13 protein-coding genes and 3 pseudogenes are annotated in these 15,858 nt (G+C 66.4%); 7 read left to right on the forward strand and 9 right to left on the reverse strand.

The genetic code is table 11. The features are described from left to right. Nucleotides 1–199: 199 nt before the first annotated feature. A complete protein-coding gene (locus GO592_RS16180) occupies nucleotides 200–883 on the reverse strand; it encodes a HemK2/MTQ2 family protein methyltransferase (protein ID WP_007296396.1) in 684 nt (227 codons plus the stop codon). A 156-nt stretch (nucleotides 884–1,039) separates the two neighbouring features. Here GO592_RS16180 and GO592_RS16185 point away from each other — a divergent pair, with 156 nt between their 5' ends. Further along, on the forward strand, nucleotides 1,040–1,435 hold the full coding sequence (locus GO592_RS16185) for an SRPBCC family protein (RefSeq protein WP_007296397.1): 396 nt from the start codon (nucleotides 1,040–1,042) through the stop codon (nucleotides 1,433–1,435). On the opposite strand, the gene GO592_RS16190 is transcribed toward GO592_RS16185, so the two are convergent. The 4 genes and pseudogenes from GO592_RS16190 to GO592_RS16205 all read right to left on the reverse strand — a co-directional run bounded on the left by GO592_RS16190 (nucleotide 1,432) and on the right by GO592_RS16205 (nucleotide 4,381). Continuing rightward, nucleotides 1,432–2,688: a serine hydrolase domain-containing protein gene (locus GO592_RS16190; RefSeq protein WP_007296398.1), complete on the reverse strand. Its 1,257-nt coding sequence runs from the start codon at nucleotides 2,686–2,688 to the stop codon at nucleotides 1,432–1,434. The two genes, GO592_RS16185 and GO592_RS16190, sit on opposite strands and share 4 nt — an antisense overlap. A gap of 65 nt (nucleotides 2,689–2,753) precedes the next feature. Then, the gene (locus tag GO592_RS16195) at nucleotides 2,754–3,311 is read right to left on the reverse strand and encodes a DinB family protein (protein ID WP_007296399.1); all 558 of its coding nucleotides are present in this window, start codon (nucleotides 3,309–3,311) and stop codon (nucleotides 2,754–2,756) included. Nucleotides 3,312–3,361: 50 nt separating this feature from the next. Continuing rightward, nucleotides 3,362–3,706: a YdeI/OmpD-associated family protein gene (locus GO592_RS44460; protein WP_007296400.1), complete on the reverse strand. Its 345-nt coding sequence runs from the start codon at nucleotides 3,704–3,706 to the stop codon at nucleotides 3,362–3,364. A 259-nt stretch (nucleotides 3,707–3,965) separates the two neighbouring features. After that, nucleotides 3,966–4,381 (reverse strand): annotated as a pseudogene (locus GO592_RS16205) (VOC family protein). A gap of 90 nt (nucleotides 4,382–4,471) precedes the next feature. Here GO592_RS16205 and GO592_RS16210 point away from each other — a divergent pair. Further along, nucleotides 4,472–5,433: pseudogene (locus GO592_RS16210) on the forward strand (helix-turn-helix transcriptional regulator). Between the two features lie 7 nt (nucleotides 5,434–5,440). On the opposite strand, the gene GO592_RS16215 reads toward GO592_RS16210, so the two are convergent. From GO592_RS16215 to GO592_RS16225, 3 genes are all read right to left on the reverse strand, one after another. Next, nucleotides 5,441–5,737 (reverse strand): MTH1187 family thiamine-binding protein, encoded by a 297-nt coding sequence (locus GO592_RS16215; RefSeq protein ID WP_007296403.1) that lies wholly within the window; start codon nucleotides 5,735–5,737, stop codon nucleotides 5,441–5,443. A gap of 753 nt (nucleotides 5,738–6,490) precedes the next feature. Beyond that, nucleotides 6,491–7,684, reverse strand: a complete 1,194-nt coding sequence (locus tag GO592_RS16220; RefSeq protein WP_007296404.1) for a hemerythrin domain-containing protein — start codon at nucleotides 7,682–7,684, stop codon at nucleotides 6,491–6,493. 29 nt (nucleotides 7,685–7,713) lie between these two features. After that, the gene (locus tag GO592_RS16225) at nucleotides 7,714–8,373 is read right to left on the reverse strand and encodes a TetR/AcrR family transcriptional regulator (RefSeq protein ID WP_007296405.1); all 660 of its coding nucleotides are present in this window, start codon (nucleotides 8,371–8,373) and stop codon (nucleotides 7,714–7,716) included. Nucleotides 8,374–8,499: 126 nt separating this feature from the next. Between GO592_RS16225 and GO592_RS16230 the strand changes: the two genes are divergently transcribed. Continuing rightward, entirely contained in the window at nucleotides 8,500–8,847 is a 348-nt protein-coding gene (locus GO592_RS16230; RefSeq protein ID WP_193385475.1) for a hypothetical protein, read from the forward strand. A gap of 23 nt (nucleotides 8,848–8,870) precedes the next feature. Beyond that, nucleotides 8,871–9,596, forward strand: coding sequence for a class I SAM-dependent methyltransferase (locus GO592_RS16235; RefSeq protein ID WP_007296407.1), 726 nt, complete (start codon nucleotides 8,871–8,873; stop codon nucleotides 9,594–9,596). On the opposite strand, the gene GO592_RS16240 is transcribed toward GO592_RS16235, so the two are convergent. Continuing rightward, nucleotides 9,562–9,741, reverse strand: a complete 180-nt coding sequence (locus GO592_RS16240) for a hypothetical protein (RefSeq protein ID WP_005261194.1) — start codon at nucleotides 9,739–9,741, stop codon at nucleotides 9,562–9,564. The genes GO592_RS16235 and GO592_RS16240 overlap by 35 nt on opposite strands. Before the next feature lie 1,262 nt (nucleotides 9,742–11,003). Between GO592_RS16240 and GO592_RS16245 the strand changes: the two are divergent. From GO592_RS16245 to pabB, 3 genes and pseudogenes are all read left to right on the forward strand, one after another. Further along, a pseudogene (locus GO592_RS16245) lies at nucleotides 11,004–11,753 on the forward strand (anti-sigma-D factor RsdA); the annotation flags it as partial. Between the two features lie 7 nt (nucleotides 11,754–11,760). After that, a complete protein-coding gene (locus GO592_RS16250; protein WP_005264887.1) occupies nucleotides 11,761–11,943 on the forward strand; it encodes a hypothetical protein in 183 nt (60 codons plus the stop codon). 1,032 nt (nucleotides 11,944–12,975) lie between these two features. Next, complete coding sequence (pabB, locus tag GO592_RS16255) at nucleotides 12,976–15,858, forward strand: aminodeoxychorismate synthase component I (RefSeq protein WP_039950734.1); 2,883 nt, start codon at nucleotides 12,976–12,978, stop codon at nucleotides 15,856–15,858.

Consider the following 15,858-nt stretch of genomic DNA (forward strand, 5'->3'; position numbering starts at 1 on the left):
CGTCGTCGAACGGCAAACTTTACACGCGGCATCCAGCCGTCGTTCACCAGCGTCGACGATGTGGTTGCGAACCCGATCAGTCGCTGTTCCCGAGGACGGCCACAGCGCGAACAACATCCTGGGCATCGTGTCCCGGGTTGCGGCGAGGCACTCGAACCACTCACCAGCGCGCCGTGGCGAGAACAGTTCGACGCCGCAGTCAGTGTCCGGGTCGGCGTGGGGCGTCGCCGGACCGGAGGTCGGTCGCGGCCAGCACCGCGATGCGCTCGGTGCGCTGGCCCGGCCGGATCATCTCCCTCGCCTCCAGCATCCTCGCGCGGGACGAGAGGGCGGGACCGAACGGCACGTCCGCCGACGCGACCACGTCCACCCGAAGTCCCCGTTCCTCCAGCATCGCCCGTGTCTTGTCCACCCCGTTGAGCGTCGACTGGACGAGGAGCAGGATACCGCCGGGAGCGAGAAGGTCGGGGGTTTCGCTGCAGATCCGATCGAGCACGGCCCGCCCGTCGACGCCGGCATCCCAGGCCCGCGCGAGTATCCGGCCCGGCCTGCCGTCGTCCGTCGCCGGCGCGTAGGGCGGATTGGCCACGACCACGTCGAAGCGAAGGGTCCGGACGGAGTCCACCAGGTCGCCCCGCACGACGCGGATCGTCCGGCGGTTCAGTTTGGCGTTGAGCCAGGTACTGATCGCGGCCCGGCGCGACACATCGACCGCAGTCACCCACCCCGCCCCCGCAGCGCACGCCTCGACGCTCAACGCCCCTGTGCCACAGCAGAGATCGAGCACACGGGTGCCCGGTCCGAGATCTCGGGCCGCCAGCACCTCGGCGAGCAGCCAGGTGTCACGCTGGGGACGATACACCCCGGGCAGACGAACGAGCATGATCGGCTCCCTCCCTCGCCGTTCCCTACAAGCGTGGCCAGTACCCCGAGTTACATGCAACTCGACACGGGCCAATTCACCCGGTGTTCACGTCCGACCCCTCCCCGAGCCGCGTCTGCGGTGTCTGCCGGGGTCGAAAACGGGTATTCGTTCGCAGTGCCGCATTCCTTCTCGGCTGATTCCGACGCCGCGGTGGGCGTCGCGTGGGCCCTCGTCGCTCGGCCCTCGCGCTGGTCCGAGTGGGCGCCGCACGTGCGCGGCGCGTGGGGTCTCGGGTCCCCCGAGGTTCAGGCCGGCCGGCGTGGAGCGGCGCGACTGCTCTGGATCGTGCCTGTTCCCGCGTCGATCTCGGCCAAGACACCGGGCCGTTCCTGGGCCTGGCGGGTGGGACCGATGACGCTCGATCACGCCGTCGAGGCCCACGGTGCCGGCTCGCGGATCACGATGACCATGTCCGCTCCCGGTCCCCTCGACTCGGTGCTCGCCGCCACCTACGGCCCGGTGGTGCGAACTCTCGTCCGTCGACTCGCCCGCGTCGCGGGCGAACGCTAGCCGACGGCCATCGGCGGCGCGTCGTCCGGAGCGAGTTGAGCGCCGATCTTCCGGAACAGCCTGTCGGCCTCGTTCTTGTAGGCCCCCGTGTCGTCGAAGGCGGCCGCCTCGTAGGTGACGGCGACGGCGATGGCGATCTTCTGCGAGGGCAGATAGGCCTCCACCGCCGCGGATCCGCTGAACAGCGGATTCTGCATCAGCCAGTTGCCCACGATCGGCAGTCCGAGCCCGTAGGTGTAGTCCTCCGATTGCGGAAAACACGTGGTGCAGCCGGGCAGGGTGGTCGTCTTGCCGCGCAGGTCGGTCGACACCATGGCCTCGTAGGACTCGGACGAGAGAAGTTCGCCCGTGCCGATGGCGACGGCCGTGTCGTGGAGGTCGTAGATGTTCGTGGTCTGGATGGCTCCGTGGGTGATGGTCCAGGACGGGTTCCAGTACGTGGATTCCTCGTAGAACGGCGCACCGGCTGGGATCTGCAGGGCCTCGCGCCGCTCGGACGAGAACGCGTGCAGGACGGGTTCGGTGATCGCCGCCGTCCCCGGGTCCGTGGTGTCGTCGAGGCCGAGCGGACCGAGCACCTTGTCCTGCATGAGTTCCGTCATCGGCTGACCGGTGATCTTCTCGAGAGCCAACCCGAGGATGACGTAGTTGGTGTGAGCGTAGTTCCAATTGGTCCCGGGTTCGTAGAGAAGCGGCTTCGACGTCGCGAACGCCAGGAGTTCCTCAGGCGTCCAGTTGCGGAACGGCGCCGCGTAGAGGGCCTCGGCGAATTCGGTGTTGCCGATGACGTAGTCGACGTAGCCCGAGGTCATCTGGGCGAGCTGACGGAGCGTCACGCGGTCGGCGTGCGGAATGTCGGGCAGCCACTTCGACACCGTGTCGTCGAGGCTCACCTCCTTCTCGTCGACGAGCTGGAGCAGCAGCGTGGAGACGTAGGAGATGGCGACGGCTCCGTTGCGGAAGTGCATGTCGGTGGTGGCGGGCACCCCGGTCATCGACTCCCCGAGCGCCTGGGTGACGATCTCCTTGCCGTCGACCGTGACACGCACGATCACCGCCTTCAGGTGGCTCTCCGCCATGGTGTCGCGCACGATCTTCATCACCGCATCGGCCTGCGCCGGGTCGGCCGACGAGACGGCAGAACCGTTGCTCGCGTCCGAGGAGGAAGAATCGGAGGACGAGGTGTTCGACGTGCACGCGGCCAGGAGAGCGAGGACGCACGTCAACAGGAGAACCCGCCGGTTCGGTGTCATACCCGAGCTTGGCAGATGCGGGCGGCCACTGGGTGTGAAAACCGTGGAGCGGGCCAGGATTCCGGTCAGATTACCGGCCGGCGCAGATAGAGATCGCGGAGCAGCGCCACCTCGGCGCCGTGATGGATGACCTCCCGGTTGATGTGCAACACCAGCGCCGCCATCGGATAATCCGCGAACGGTCCCTCGCTGGGGCCGCACGGCCGGGCGAACCCCTCGACTCCGAGGTTCCGGACACCCGCAGACCAGGCCGCATAGTTCTCGTCGAGTTGCGCGAGCGCCTCGGCCGCGGTGCCGGCGTACTCGAACGTCTGATAGTCGAGCGGCGGCCCGCCGAAGTGACTGGCGATCCGCACCCCGAAGACGCCGACGATCACATGCCCGAGCCGCCACGCGATGGTGGTGACCGGTGGCGGGTCCGGTTCGGGGAAGGCGAAGTCGATGGTGAACACACCACTCCCGGCCTGGACTGGCGCCGGCGACTCGCCGCGCGGGCGCACACTCCAGCCATCGGGCGCGGGTTCCCAGAAATACTCCTCGTCGGTCAACCCCTCCAGCCGGGGACGCAACTGATGCTGCCAGTGCCAGCTGAGCTGATCGGCAAGTTCGTGCGGCCAGTCCATGTCCTGACTCCCCTCTCCTTGTCGCCGATCGGACGTCGATCTCGAGACGGCTACCGCACACCGTCCGGGACCCGGACCCCCGGATGATTTGCCCGGAGGTTCATCGCCGCCAGCGCGACCGTCCGCTCGATCCGCCGCTGCCTCGTGTCCGGCTTCCTGGCTGACGCTATCCATTCCAGGATCAGCCATGTCGAAGACGGCGGAAACTTGTCGAAGTTCGCGCGTGCAGCGTCGTTTCGCCCGAACGCTGCCCGCAGATCGCCGGGGACGACCGAGCTGTCCCCGTCGGCCGTGTTCTCCCAGGTCCCCTTGGCCTTGGCCAGATCGATGGCGGCGTAACCGTGCTCGGTCATCAGTCCCTGCTCGATCATGTCCGCCGCGCGCCGTCGGTTCACCCGGCTCCAGGTGCTGCGCGGGGTGCGCGGCGTGAAACGCAGTTGAGAACTGTCGGCGTCCCGTCTGCGGTGCAGGCCGTCGATCCACCCGAAGCACAGGGCCTGCTCGATCGCCTCGTGGTAGCGGACGCTCGGCGTTCCGCTGTCCTTGTGGTGGATGATCAGCCAGACCTCTGTCTCGGTCCGGCAGTTCTCCGAAAGCCAGGCACGCCATCGCGCGTCGTGCGAGCGACGACGGTGTTCACGTCGTGGGTGTCCATCACGCGCTAGCCTTCGCAGCCAGAGTGTCCAGGTAGTGCTGGTTGAACATGACGCCGAGGATGTTCCCGAACGGGTCGGCCACGGATGCGGTGACGAATCCCGGCCCGTGTTCGACCGGCTCTCCGTGCAGGGTGGCCCCCAGGGACAGCAGCCGCTCGACGCTCGCCTCCAGATCGTCGACGTGCCAGTAGGTCATCGTGTTCTCGGCTTCGCGTGACCGGTCGGGCGTCGCGAATCGGCTGTCGATGATGCCGAGTTCGTGCTGGCAGTCGCCGATCCGGAATTCGATGTAGGCGGGTGCCCCCGCCACCGAGCGCACGAAATACGGCTCGATTCCGAGCAGTCGGTGTACCAGGCCCGGGCGGCGGTGAGGTCGTCGGCGTAGAAGTTGACGGTGGTGAGTCCTCGCAACATGGGTGAGTACCCTTCCTCGGTCGGTGACAACATTCATCCTCCGACTCAAAGTGCTCACCAATTGAGCACTTTTCGAGGGAAACTGAGGACATGCGCGCTGACCGACTCGTCGCCACCTTCTGCTGATGCAGTCCCGGGGTCGAGTGACCGCCGCCGAGGTGGCGGACGAACTCGAGGTGTCCGTCGCGACCGCTCGCCGCGACCTGGAAGCGTTGTCCGCTGCGGGGATCCCGGTATACCCACAGTCCGGGCGCGGCGGCGGGTGGTCGCTGGTGGGCGGCGCCCGCACCGACCTCAGCGGGTTGTCCGCGACGGAGGCGCAGGCGCTGTTCCTTCTGGTCGGCCCGGCGGCCGCCGTCTCGGGCGAGGCCAAGGCCGCGCTGCGCAAACTGGTGCGGGCGCTGCCGCAGACCTTCCGGGCCGACGCCGAGGCCGCCGCCAGTGCCACCATGATCGATCCCACCCGGTGGGGCGAACGCGATCGCCGCAGGCCCGAGATGGTCGACCTGCTGCAGGCCGCCGTGATTCGGCGCCGGAAAGTGCGCCTGACGTACACGAACAGCGCCCGGCAACGGTCCGAGCGACTGGTCGACCCGTGGGGTCTCGTCGACAAGGACGACATCTGGTATCTCCTGGCCGGGACCGAACGGGGACAGCGGACCTTCCGGGTCGACCGGATCGTCCACGCCGAATCGACGGAGCAGCCCGCCGAGCGCCCCGACGACTTCACACTCGCCGCGGCGTGGGACGAAGTGGTCGGCGAGGTGGAACAGCGGCGCTCGACGACGTGGGCGACCGTGCTCATCGACGCCAGGTTCGTGCCGATCCTGCGCGATCACTTCGGGCGGCACTGCCACCCCGACGGTGCGGACGACGACGGTCGCGCCCGGATCCGTCTCGCCGCACCGACCCCGTTGGACATCGCCCGGAACCTCGCCGGCTGGGGGTCGATGGTCGAGGTGCTCGAACCTCGATCGGTCCGGGCCGAGCTCGCCCGGATCGGCACGGAACTCGCCCACCAGTATGCCGGCGAGCATGGTGCGGGCGGATGACCGAGCGTCAGTCGGCCAGGTAGCGCTCGACCGTCTCGACCTTCGCTCGCAGCTGATCGCTCCGCCCCGGCCGGATATCCGCTTTGAGAACCAGACTGACCCGCGGAAACTGTTCCAGCAGAACGTCCGTTGCACGCTTCACGACGGCCATCACCTCGTCCCACTCACCCTCGATGGTGGTGAACATCGACGTGGTCTCGTTGGACAGCCCGGATTCGCGGACCACCCGCACGGCCGCGGCGACCGCGGCACCGACGCTGTCGGAATCCCCGCCCATCGGGCTGACGCTGAATGCCACCAGCATGTGCTCTCCTTCTCTGGGCATCGAAGACTTCGCGGCGTTCCACAGACACACGTCGGACGGCGCCCCTGATCAAGGGGACGCCGCCCGCGAGCACGAACGTCTGGTTACCAAGCTGCATTGTTGCGCGGGGTGAAATGTGGCCTCGGCGTCAGACATCCCCCCGCCTGACGCAAGCCCACCGCGCTGAGCCCAGTTAGTGGGCCGTGCTTGTGCGTGGGTGCCTACAACTCGTGCTGGGCGCCACGACCGAGAGGTGGAATCTTCTCTTCCGGTCCAACCTTGGTCTGCCGTGGATCCGTACCTCAGGTCTACCCCGCATATCCGGATAAGGCAACGAACCTGGGCTCGAGCGCTCCCGGCCGACGCTTCCCACTCGCCCGGTAACCGCGGTGCACAGGCCACCGACCCGGCCCGCTGGGCACGACAGACCTCACTGCTGAGGCGTACAAAGGAAAGACACCCATGAGGCTCGGCAATGACGGGACAAGCGCCGACCCGCGCGATCTACGTGACAGGAAGAGCGATCTCCCCCAGCCACACGCACAGAGAGGACTTCGCATGGGAGTTCCGTGGGCACCACGGGCACGATCGGATGCGTACTGGGAGCAACAAGTCTCCGGCGAAACGCGCGGCTGCGACAGTCGCGAGGCGCGAAAATCCGCACCCGCCGACACACGCCCGACCCTGGCCGACCACAGCATGACTCACCGCAACACTGACGCCCCACCTGCAGATGACAGCGAGTAACGGGCGCTAGGCCGTTCGGGGCAGGGACGACCCTCCAGGCGTGCCGGCGTGCGCCTGCCGCCGCAGCGCCTCCAGATTCTGCCGCATCTGCGGCCGCATGTCCCGGTGCTGCGGCTGCAGGCGTGAGTAGACCGAGAGCAGCGGGCGATACGGCAATACGTCGATCCGATACGAGTGCGTCACCCGGGTCCCGTAGCCGTCCGCTCGGAAGGTGTATGACCAGGTGGTCGAGTCGTGGTACAGCGGATTGCGCCGATCCGACACCGTGTGGAATTCGAACGTCCTTCCCGGATCGGCGGCGGTCACCTCACAGACCCGGGACCAGCGCATGTGATGTGCGCGGTTGTGCCCCCGGAATCGGGCGCCCACGGTCCCCGGCGACCGTCCCGGTAGCCACGCGCAGCTGCGGCACTCGGGGCTGCGTTCGCTGATGCGGGTGACGTCGGCGACCGCGTCGTACAACTGCCGGGCCGGGAAGTCGATCCACAGTTCTGCCGAACCCTCGGTGCGGAGTGGCTGGTGGAGCCGGGGACTCACGTCGAGGTCGGCGCCCCACCGTGCGGCGCATGCCCGCCGATATGGTCGTTTGAACGTATGGAGCAGCATGAACCGGGTGGCGGGATCGACTTTGCGGACGGTGACGTCGTAGTCGTCCCGATCGACACCGTCGACGATCCAGTGAGCTTCGATCCCCAGCTCCCGCTTGGTCTTCGAGGCGATGAACACCTGCTGCTCGACGTCATCCCACTGCCGACAGGTCAGGGTGCGGGCGACGACCGGCATCATCTCGTCCTCTTCGCGCTGCAGATGCGGCAGCAGAACGTGCTCGAGGGCGGCGAGGGAACGCGAAAGGTCTTCTCGGGCCGCCGGATCCGCATGGTATTGCGTTGCCGCAACGGTGACCCGCTCGATCTCGGAGCCGATTCGCGCGTGGTCGGCGTCCATCACGTCGAGCAGCGCTCCGGCAGCCGGGTTCACCTCACGAACCAGCGGCCACAGCCCACGGTCCTCGCCGCTGTGGTGCAGGTGCAGGAAATGCATCATCCACACGAGATGATCGGCGAGGGCGACCCGCTGAGTCCGCGCGGGCGGAGGTGACGTGTGCAGCACCTGCGCGGCGCGAGCAATGTCGCGGCGCAGCGCGCTGTGGACGATGCGCATGATACGAGTGTCGGCGGGAGACAGAGTGTCGGTTGTCATGACCTACTCCAGACGATGGCGCCCGTGTGTCACACCGGGCGGTCGAGGATTTCTTCGATGCGGTCGATCAACCATGACTCGTAGCGAACGCGACTCCAACCGCATTCGTCCACGAACAGGGCATAGACCTGGTCGCCGGTCTGAACCCACAGTTCGTCGACCTGACCAGGATCGGCGTCGTGGCCCGTGATCAAATATGCGACGTCGGCGACCGAGCGCCTGCGCTGCCCCTCCAGGTCGGCGGCCGCCGCTGCAAGTGTGGCATCCGCCGTCGCACCCTGGCGGATTGCCACGGCCAGGCGGTAGATGCGTTCGTTGATCACGGCGATCATGCGCGCACCCACCTCGATGCGATCGCCAGTCGTCCGCCCCGTACCGATCGCCGTGTAGACGGGCCGGTCGGCCAACGGCACCTGAGCATCATCGCCGACGATGGCGACCTCCAGCGCCGACCTCAACAGGTCCGCCTTGGAGCCGAACGTCGTGTAGACGGTTTCGACGGAAACCGCCGCGGCCCGCGCGACATCCCTCATGCCGGTGCCGACCCAACCGTGCTCGGCGAACAGCCGGGTGGCGGCCTCCAGTACGACCGCCCGCGTCTGAGCTGCCTGCATCCGACGCAGCGGAGAGCGGTACCGGCGGGTCCCAGATCCGCCCGGCTCCGCCGAGCCGTACTCGACCGTCGCCATACCCCAATCCTAGAACGCACAAGTTTTCAATACAATACTGTTCAAGCGATTTCGGGCAGGCCCCTCCGGACGCTTCACTCCTCCGACGAAGCGGCCATCCGTGCATGCCACGATGCGCGCGTCGAAGTGCATTCGTTGCCGATGGCCACCCCGATGACGGCATGGATGGCACGGCGGCGGCATTCGTGGCCGGCGATCGCCGAGATGGGGGTGGCGATGTATCTCGCGTTCGTCGTGCTGTTCCCGCCGCTCTGGCTCGGCCTGCTCGCCGGCGACGGCCTGATGCTCGCCGGCCATGTGCTGATGCCCCGCAATGGCAGCGGCCATGCTGCACCGCAGGGAGGAATACGTCGGGGCGCGTTGACTCCCCCACCGGGGCGCTCTGCCAGTCGGCACCGGGTGGTGAGTCCGGTCGAATTGCAGGATGACCCGGGCGGCACCAGGGCTGCCGCGGCGGCCGGGGCACGACGGTAGCGCCGATCCGCAATGATCACACCGTGGCAACGTTCAACGACTACGACACGTACGCGTCGGCGTATGACGCCGACACCGAGAACAACGTGTACAACGCGTTGTACGAGCGACCTGCGACCTTGGCGCTGGTCGGCGACGTCGCAGGCCGGAAAGTGCTGGATGCGGGCTGCGGCAGCGGTGCGCTGTCGCGTGCACTCGTCGCCGCCGGTGCCGCCGTCACCGGCGTCGATCTCAGCACGGGTCTGCTCGCGATCGCCCGAACGCGCCTGGGTCTCGACGTGTCGTTGATCCGGGCCGATCTCAACCAGCAGTTACCCATCCGGTCATCGATCTTCGATGTCGTCGTCGCGTCGTTGGTGATGCACTACGTCCACGATTGGTCGAGACCGTTGACCGAGTTCCGCCGGGTACTCGCGCCAGGCGGGTACGTAGTCATCTCGACCCATCACCCGTTCGTGGACTTCAGGCTTGCCGGGCAGGGCGATTATCTCGGAACGTACGAGTTCACCGAGGAATGGGTGAAGTCCGGAGAGACGTTCCACATGAAGTTCTGGCACAGGCCGTTGCACGCCATGTTCGACGCATTCACCGCAGCGGGATTCACCGTCGAACGTATTTCGGAGCCGCGGCCCGGTGCGGCGGTGCACGATCGCTCCCCCGAACACTTCGAGCGGCTCAGCCGTGAGGCACCGTTCATCTTCTTCACACTGCGCGTCAGGGAAGATGCATCAGCTTCCTGGCGAGGGTGAAGAGGCGGCGCGCCAGCCTCACCACGGGGAGGCCCAGAGGAAGCAGGATGACTGTCACGCAGAGCACCCCACCGACAAGCCATACCACCGCCGCGACAATGCCCAGCACCGTGCCGAGAATGGCCGTGAGGATGCCCAGCACCACGTCGAGCAGGCCCCGTGTAATCGCATGACGACCTCCTGACCTCCCGGTTCCAGTTTGCGCGCCGCCTGGCCGAAGCGCACCACTGAAAGCTGCCCACCGGGGAAGGAATACCGCTGCCCCGCGAACCGTTGACACACTCGACGGTGTTCGACCCAATGCCCCGGGTACCACATTGAGAATTGTCGCTTCGAGCGACCACTTGCCGAGAGGCGCACTGGCGGGCACCGTCACCACCCGCCCGGGTCAGACCTACATTGCGTAGCGTGCCTGGGAAGGAAGCGAAGCCGCTGACACCGTAAGGTGCCGGCGGCTTCTTGCGTGCGCAGACGAATGTGGGCACCACGAGCGTGACTGCATGGCACTCATCGGGATCGAACGGCTGCGCCAGACCACCCGCTCCAGCGCGCGCACGTCGGCATCGAGCTTCCGGTACGTCGGCGCAACCCGCGAAGAACGACGGTGTCGTGCGTAGTCGTGAGGCCGTGGCGCAGATAGATGGGATAGACACAGCGAACGACGTAGAACGTCGACAGACGGAACGTGTAAGCGACGGAGATGGTGCCCGCCACCAGCACAGTCGTCGCCGCATGGACCCATCAGCCAGGCCGGGAGGTCAGTGAACCAGCGAAGAAACATGACCCCTGCCACGGATGCGCAGACCGCGAACACGAAAGTGTTCAGCGCACAGATATCGCCCCAGACCAGTGTTCGCGACCGCACCCGCGCGAGGACGGGAGTGGGCGATTTGGTCGCGATGTCAAGATTGGTGGACCTTCGCCGCGCGAGTCGGTCAACCCGGTCCGAAACAGATCTTTCTCGTCGCCAGCGTCGACCTCGTCGGCGACCATGCCGAGTCCCATATTGCCCACACACTGCGAAAACCCGAACGCGAGCTCAAACGCAACCCGCATATCGTCGACGTCGTCCTCACAGTCGCAGAATCGGACCAACGAGACGTCGACACCGACGACCACGACCGACCGTGAGGCATCAACCGACAACAACCCGGTGACAACACAGCGGCACCACGGCTCGACGCACTGATCGATTGCATCGCGGTGGCTCGCAAGGCCGGTGTCGACGAACTGGCCACGCTGGACGACGCGACCGCGCTTGCCGAAGCGCATGAGGTGTGGCAGCTGCTGAGCCTCGCCGAGTACCGGCCGCTGGTGGGATAATCCACCTAGGAGGATCTTCCACCCCGAAGAAGCAATGCCCTCGCAAGAACGTCGACCCCGGCCCAGGGCCTCAGGACCGCCCGAGTGCGCCGCGACGACGCTGTGATCGACGCGATCGCCGGTGGCGGTCCTGTCGCGACGGATTCGCCGGAGCAGTACGAGCTCGCGCTTCTGCTGACCAATTGGCGCGCCGACATCGTGGCGACGCCGATGCCGACCGGGCCGCTGCTCGACGACGTGATCGCGGCGATCGACGCCTCGGACGCCCGTTCCGCACGCAGCGCTGCCCGCGGCAAGCTCCGCTTGTTGCGACCCATCGCCGGCCCTGCCGCCGCGATCGCGGTCGTCATAGGTGGCGCCACCATCTTCTCGTACAACGCCGCACCCGGCGATCCGCTGTGGAGCGTCAAGTCGGTCGTGTTCAGCCAGCAGGCCGATTCGACCGTCGCGCAGATCGACACCACGTCGCAGCTGCAGGAGGCCGAGCGGCTGATCGCCGCGGGCGACGCGGAGGCGGCGAAGAACCTGCTCGAGGGCGCCGCAGACCGTTCCGGCGGGGTGCTCGACGCCGACCTGCGCAACGAACTCGACGTGTGGCGTGCGAAGCTCGCCGCGGAGGACGAGAAGATCGCTCCCACCACGCCGCCCGCGGCGACGACGCCGGGAACCACCACCACGACGCGCCGACACAGACCACCGAACTGCCGGCCACGGTGCCGGGGACACCCGGTTCCACGACCGCGCCGGGAGTCGAGCTGTTGCCGGGAACCCTGCCGGCGGATCTGCAGCTTCCCGGACTGCCGCCCACTTCACTGCCGCCGCTACCCACGACGACGCTGACGTGCCAGCCGCAGCCCATGTTCTGCTCGACGAGCTCACCGTCTGGGGCACACCCGACACCGCTCGAGACCAGCTCCAGCACTGGTACACGGCAGGCGCCGAGATGCCCATCCTCACCCTCCCACCCCACCGCACCATCGCCGAACTCGACTACATGCTCGAAACCATGCGCCCACACCCCTGACATTCCCGCCTGCTCGCGCAACACCGAGAACGGAAGCTGTTGGGACAGTTCGCGTTCAGATAGGTAGTTGACGTACCAATTGTTATCGGCAAATTGTGGGAGACTCGACATCTCGCCTCTCAACGGTCCCGAGGGTTGCGCGGTCTCTTCGCTCACTTCCGCCTCGACGACGTGGCTGTTGCGGATCTCGCCCGACCTCCGCCTGGTGCCCGCAACCTCGCCCACTCCCCCACCAGGTCCTCGCCGCTCGACTGGAGCGGGCGAAGACCGCGTGCACCGTCCCGGCCGGGGGAACTCGATCGGCATTGCCGCCAGGCGATACCACCGCGCACGAGGTACAGAAAGCTTCATGCCGATGCAATCCCGGCTGCGCCGTCCCCAACCGGCGAAACGGGGAAACGCGCCCGCCATCGTCGCGGTCGGCCGTTCCATCCTCGTGATCAATACAGCAGACACATCACCCCTGAGGTCAAGAGACGCAATCACTTTCGTGCGCCAGAGGCCCCAGGTCACACCGTCGCCCTCCGCGAATGGAACCGACCATTTGCTCTGTGGTTTACCCGGTTGGGTGCCCTTGTATCCACAGACTTTCGTGACTTAAGGTGGAGTGCGCGCCTCGCGCGGCGTGTCGGGGTCTGGGCGGGTTGCGTTGATAGACAGGCTAAATAGCCCTCCTAAGGATTGATCATGTCCATCAGGCCCACCGTATCGACGGTACAAGGACCCAGTTGTCCCCCGGCCGGCTCGTCCCCAAGAATGCACGAGCGGGCATCGCCGGCACTCAGGCGCAGCCGGTCAGTTTTCCTCAGGTCGGCGGAGCCTCCCAACGGGGCCGACACGTCGAGAGGTCTTGGTGGCAACGCCCCCAGTCAATGAATCACACGAGCTTTCCCCGTGCTGGAGGAGGGCGCCACGGGTGGTGCGCGCTCAGACGAAAGCTCCTGCAATAAGTCGAGGGACCTCTTCACATCGGTGCACCGGCGAGTGACACCGCAGTGTCGCATCCCTCACACGCCGAGAACCGGGCGAACGATGTTTACCAAGACGTTGTTGATCGACAACTACGACTCCTTCACATACAACCTCTACAGCTTTCTCAGCGAGGTCAACGGGTGCCCGCCGACGGTGGTGCGCAACGACGTCGACTGGCGTGCGATCGAACTGACCGAGTTCGACAATATCGTGATCTCTCCGGGGCCCGGTCGTCCCGCAAGCGAACGCGACTTCGGCATCAGCTCGCGGGCCATTCTGCAGGGTGGGCTTCCAACGCTAGGAGTGTGCCTCGGCCATCAGGGTTTATGCCAACTGTTCGGTGCGCATGTCGTCTTGGCACCAGAGCCGAGGCACGGTCGCAACTCAGAGGTATTCCACGACGGAAGAGAATTGTTCGCGGGCCTCCCCTCGCCCCTGTCGGTCGTCCGGTACCACTCTCTCGCCGTCGAAGATCTCCCTGATGCGCTGGAGCCAACTGCGTGGACATCCGACGGGATCCTCATGGGGGTAAGGCACCGCGAGCGCCCGCTGTGGGGGGTGCAATTTCATCCGGAGTCGGTCTGCACCGCTCATGGACGTCAACTCCTCGCCAACTTCCGTGACCTCACCCCGACCCGCCGGAACGGATCCGCCCCGAAGCCTCGGCGTCGGCCGCGGACCTTATCGCCATACGTGGTGGAAACACGACGGATAGATCGGCGAGTCGACCCACAGACGGTGTATGAGCGCCTGTTCGCAGACGGCCCCAACAGTTTTTGGCTCGATGGCAGCTCCACAGTGGAGTCGGACGCCCGCTTCACCATCATGGGCGACGCATCTGGCCCACGCGCCGAGTACATCACGTACGACGTCGCGGACGGCACCGTCCTGGTGCACCGTTCCGGCGTTCCGGCCGGCAGACGACGCGTGCGATTCTTCGACTATCTCGACGAACAGTTGCGGGCCCGCGCTGTGCCGGCATCGCCGGACCTGCCGTTCTCGTTCAATCTGGGTTACGTGGGCTACCTGGGCTACGAGTTGAAGGCCGAAGCCGACGGCAATGCGCAACACTCCGCGGACACACCGGACGCTGCCCTGGTCTTCGCCGACCGCGCAGTCGTGATCGACCACGTCGACGGCAGCTGCTACCTGCTGGCGCTCAGCGAGCACGCCCACGAACCCGAAACCCGCGACTGGATGCGCCGTACGGCCCAGGTAATCAACCGATTGCCCGTCACGACCGACGATGCGCTTCCCGCGCGGCCGCTCATCAGGTCCGCGGCAGACCCGCGCATGACGCTGCGCCACAACCGTGAAACCTACCTCGACAAGATCCGTACCTGTTTGGAGAACATTCGGGTCGGCGAAACCTACGAAGTGTGCTTGACGAACCACGCCCAGATCGATGTCGAGATAGACCCCGTCGAAACCTTCGCCTACCTCCGATCGATCACTCCAGTGCCCTACGCAGCACTCCTGAGGTTCGAGGCAGCGGACATACTCAGCGCCTCCCCCGAGAGGTTTCTGCGCGTGGACGCCGACCGGGTAGTGGAGTCCAAGCCGATCAAGGGCACCCGGCCGCGAGGAGCAACCGCTGCGACGGACGACGCGCTCCGCCAGGACCTGCTGACGAGCGAGAAGGACCGGGCCGAGAACCTCATGATCGTCGACCTCGTGCGCAACGATCTCTCACGGGTCTGCACTCCCGGTTCGGTGCATGTACCGCGATTGTTCGACGTCGAAACCTACGCACCGGTCCACCAACTCGTGTCGACGGTGCGTGGGACGCTGCGCAGCGACGCGACTGCAGTCGGGTGCGTGCGCGCCTGCTTCCCGGGTGGCTCGATGACCGGAGCACCGAAGATACGCACCATGGAAATCATCGATCGGCTGGAGGAGGGGCCGCGAGGCGTGTACTCGGGCGCCCTCGGCTGGCTGTCCATCAACGGCACCGCCGACCTCAGCATCGTCATCCGAACCATGGTGTCCCGGCACGGGACAGTGAGCTTCGGGATCGGGGGCGCCATCGTCGCATTATCCGACCCCGACGAAGAGTTCACCGAGACCCTGGTGAAGGCGGCCGCCATGCGCAGGGCCCTCACGATCAGCGCCGGCAGATCCCCCGCCCTCGCCCACAGCGTTGGTCCGCAGACCTCGAGTGACGCCATCGATCGAGCTAGGCGACGACTCTCGCGGGCCGAACTGGGCGGTATAGAAGTGTGGGTCTACCCCGGTGTGCCAGCACCCAGGGCCAACACCGAACTTGTACTTGCCGAGGCCCTCGCCGATATTTCACATGTCACGACTCCAGTGGTCGTGGATCTGTGCACCGGTTCGGGAGCAATCGCCCTGGCAATCGCGCATGCCCGAGCCGATGCCGGTGTACATGCCGTGGATGCGGATCCGACAGCCCTGAACGTGGCGCGACGCAACATCGAACGTCAGATCCGCCTCGGCGAGAGGCCGATCGTGCTTCACGAAAGCGCCGTCAGCACGCCCAATCTATTGTCCGGCCTTGCCGGAACGGCCGATCTGGTCCTCGCCCGTCCACCGTGCATTCCCGACGACGAAGACCTTCCCTCACAGTGCGGCGAGTACCGCCGACCGGCCTTGGTCAGCGGCACGGATGGGCTGAAGCTCGCCCGGCAAACGATTGTTGCGGCGGCACGGCTCCTGCACGCGGGCGGCAGCCTCGTCGTCGAGCACCGTCCCGACCGCTACACGACAGTGCTCGCACTACTCAACGAGAACAAGTTCTTCGCCAACGTGGCAACACATTTCGATCAGGCGGGAGAAGCGGCCTACACCACGTGCGCGCGGACATCCATGCAACTCCAGCACGCCGAGGTCGGGCCCGAGCCCAACCCTTGCACGCCTCCTGGTGCGAAGAGCAGATCGGAGAAGAGTCGTGGACGCCGTCCCGCCACCGATTCCAGGAATTGA

Origin of the sequence: Rhodococcus sp. 21391 (assembly GCF_016772255.1) — a bacterium.
Classification (GTDB): Bacteria; Actinomycetota; Actinomycetes; order Mycobacteriales; family Mycobacteriaceae; genus Rhodococcus_F; species Rhodococcus_F opacus.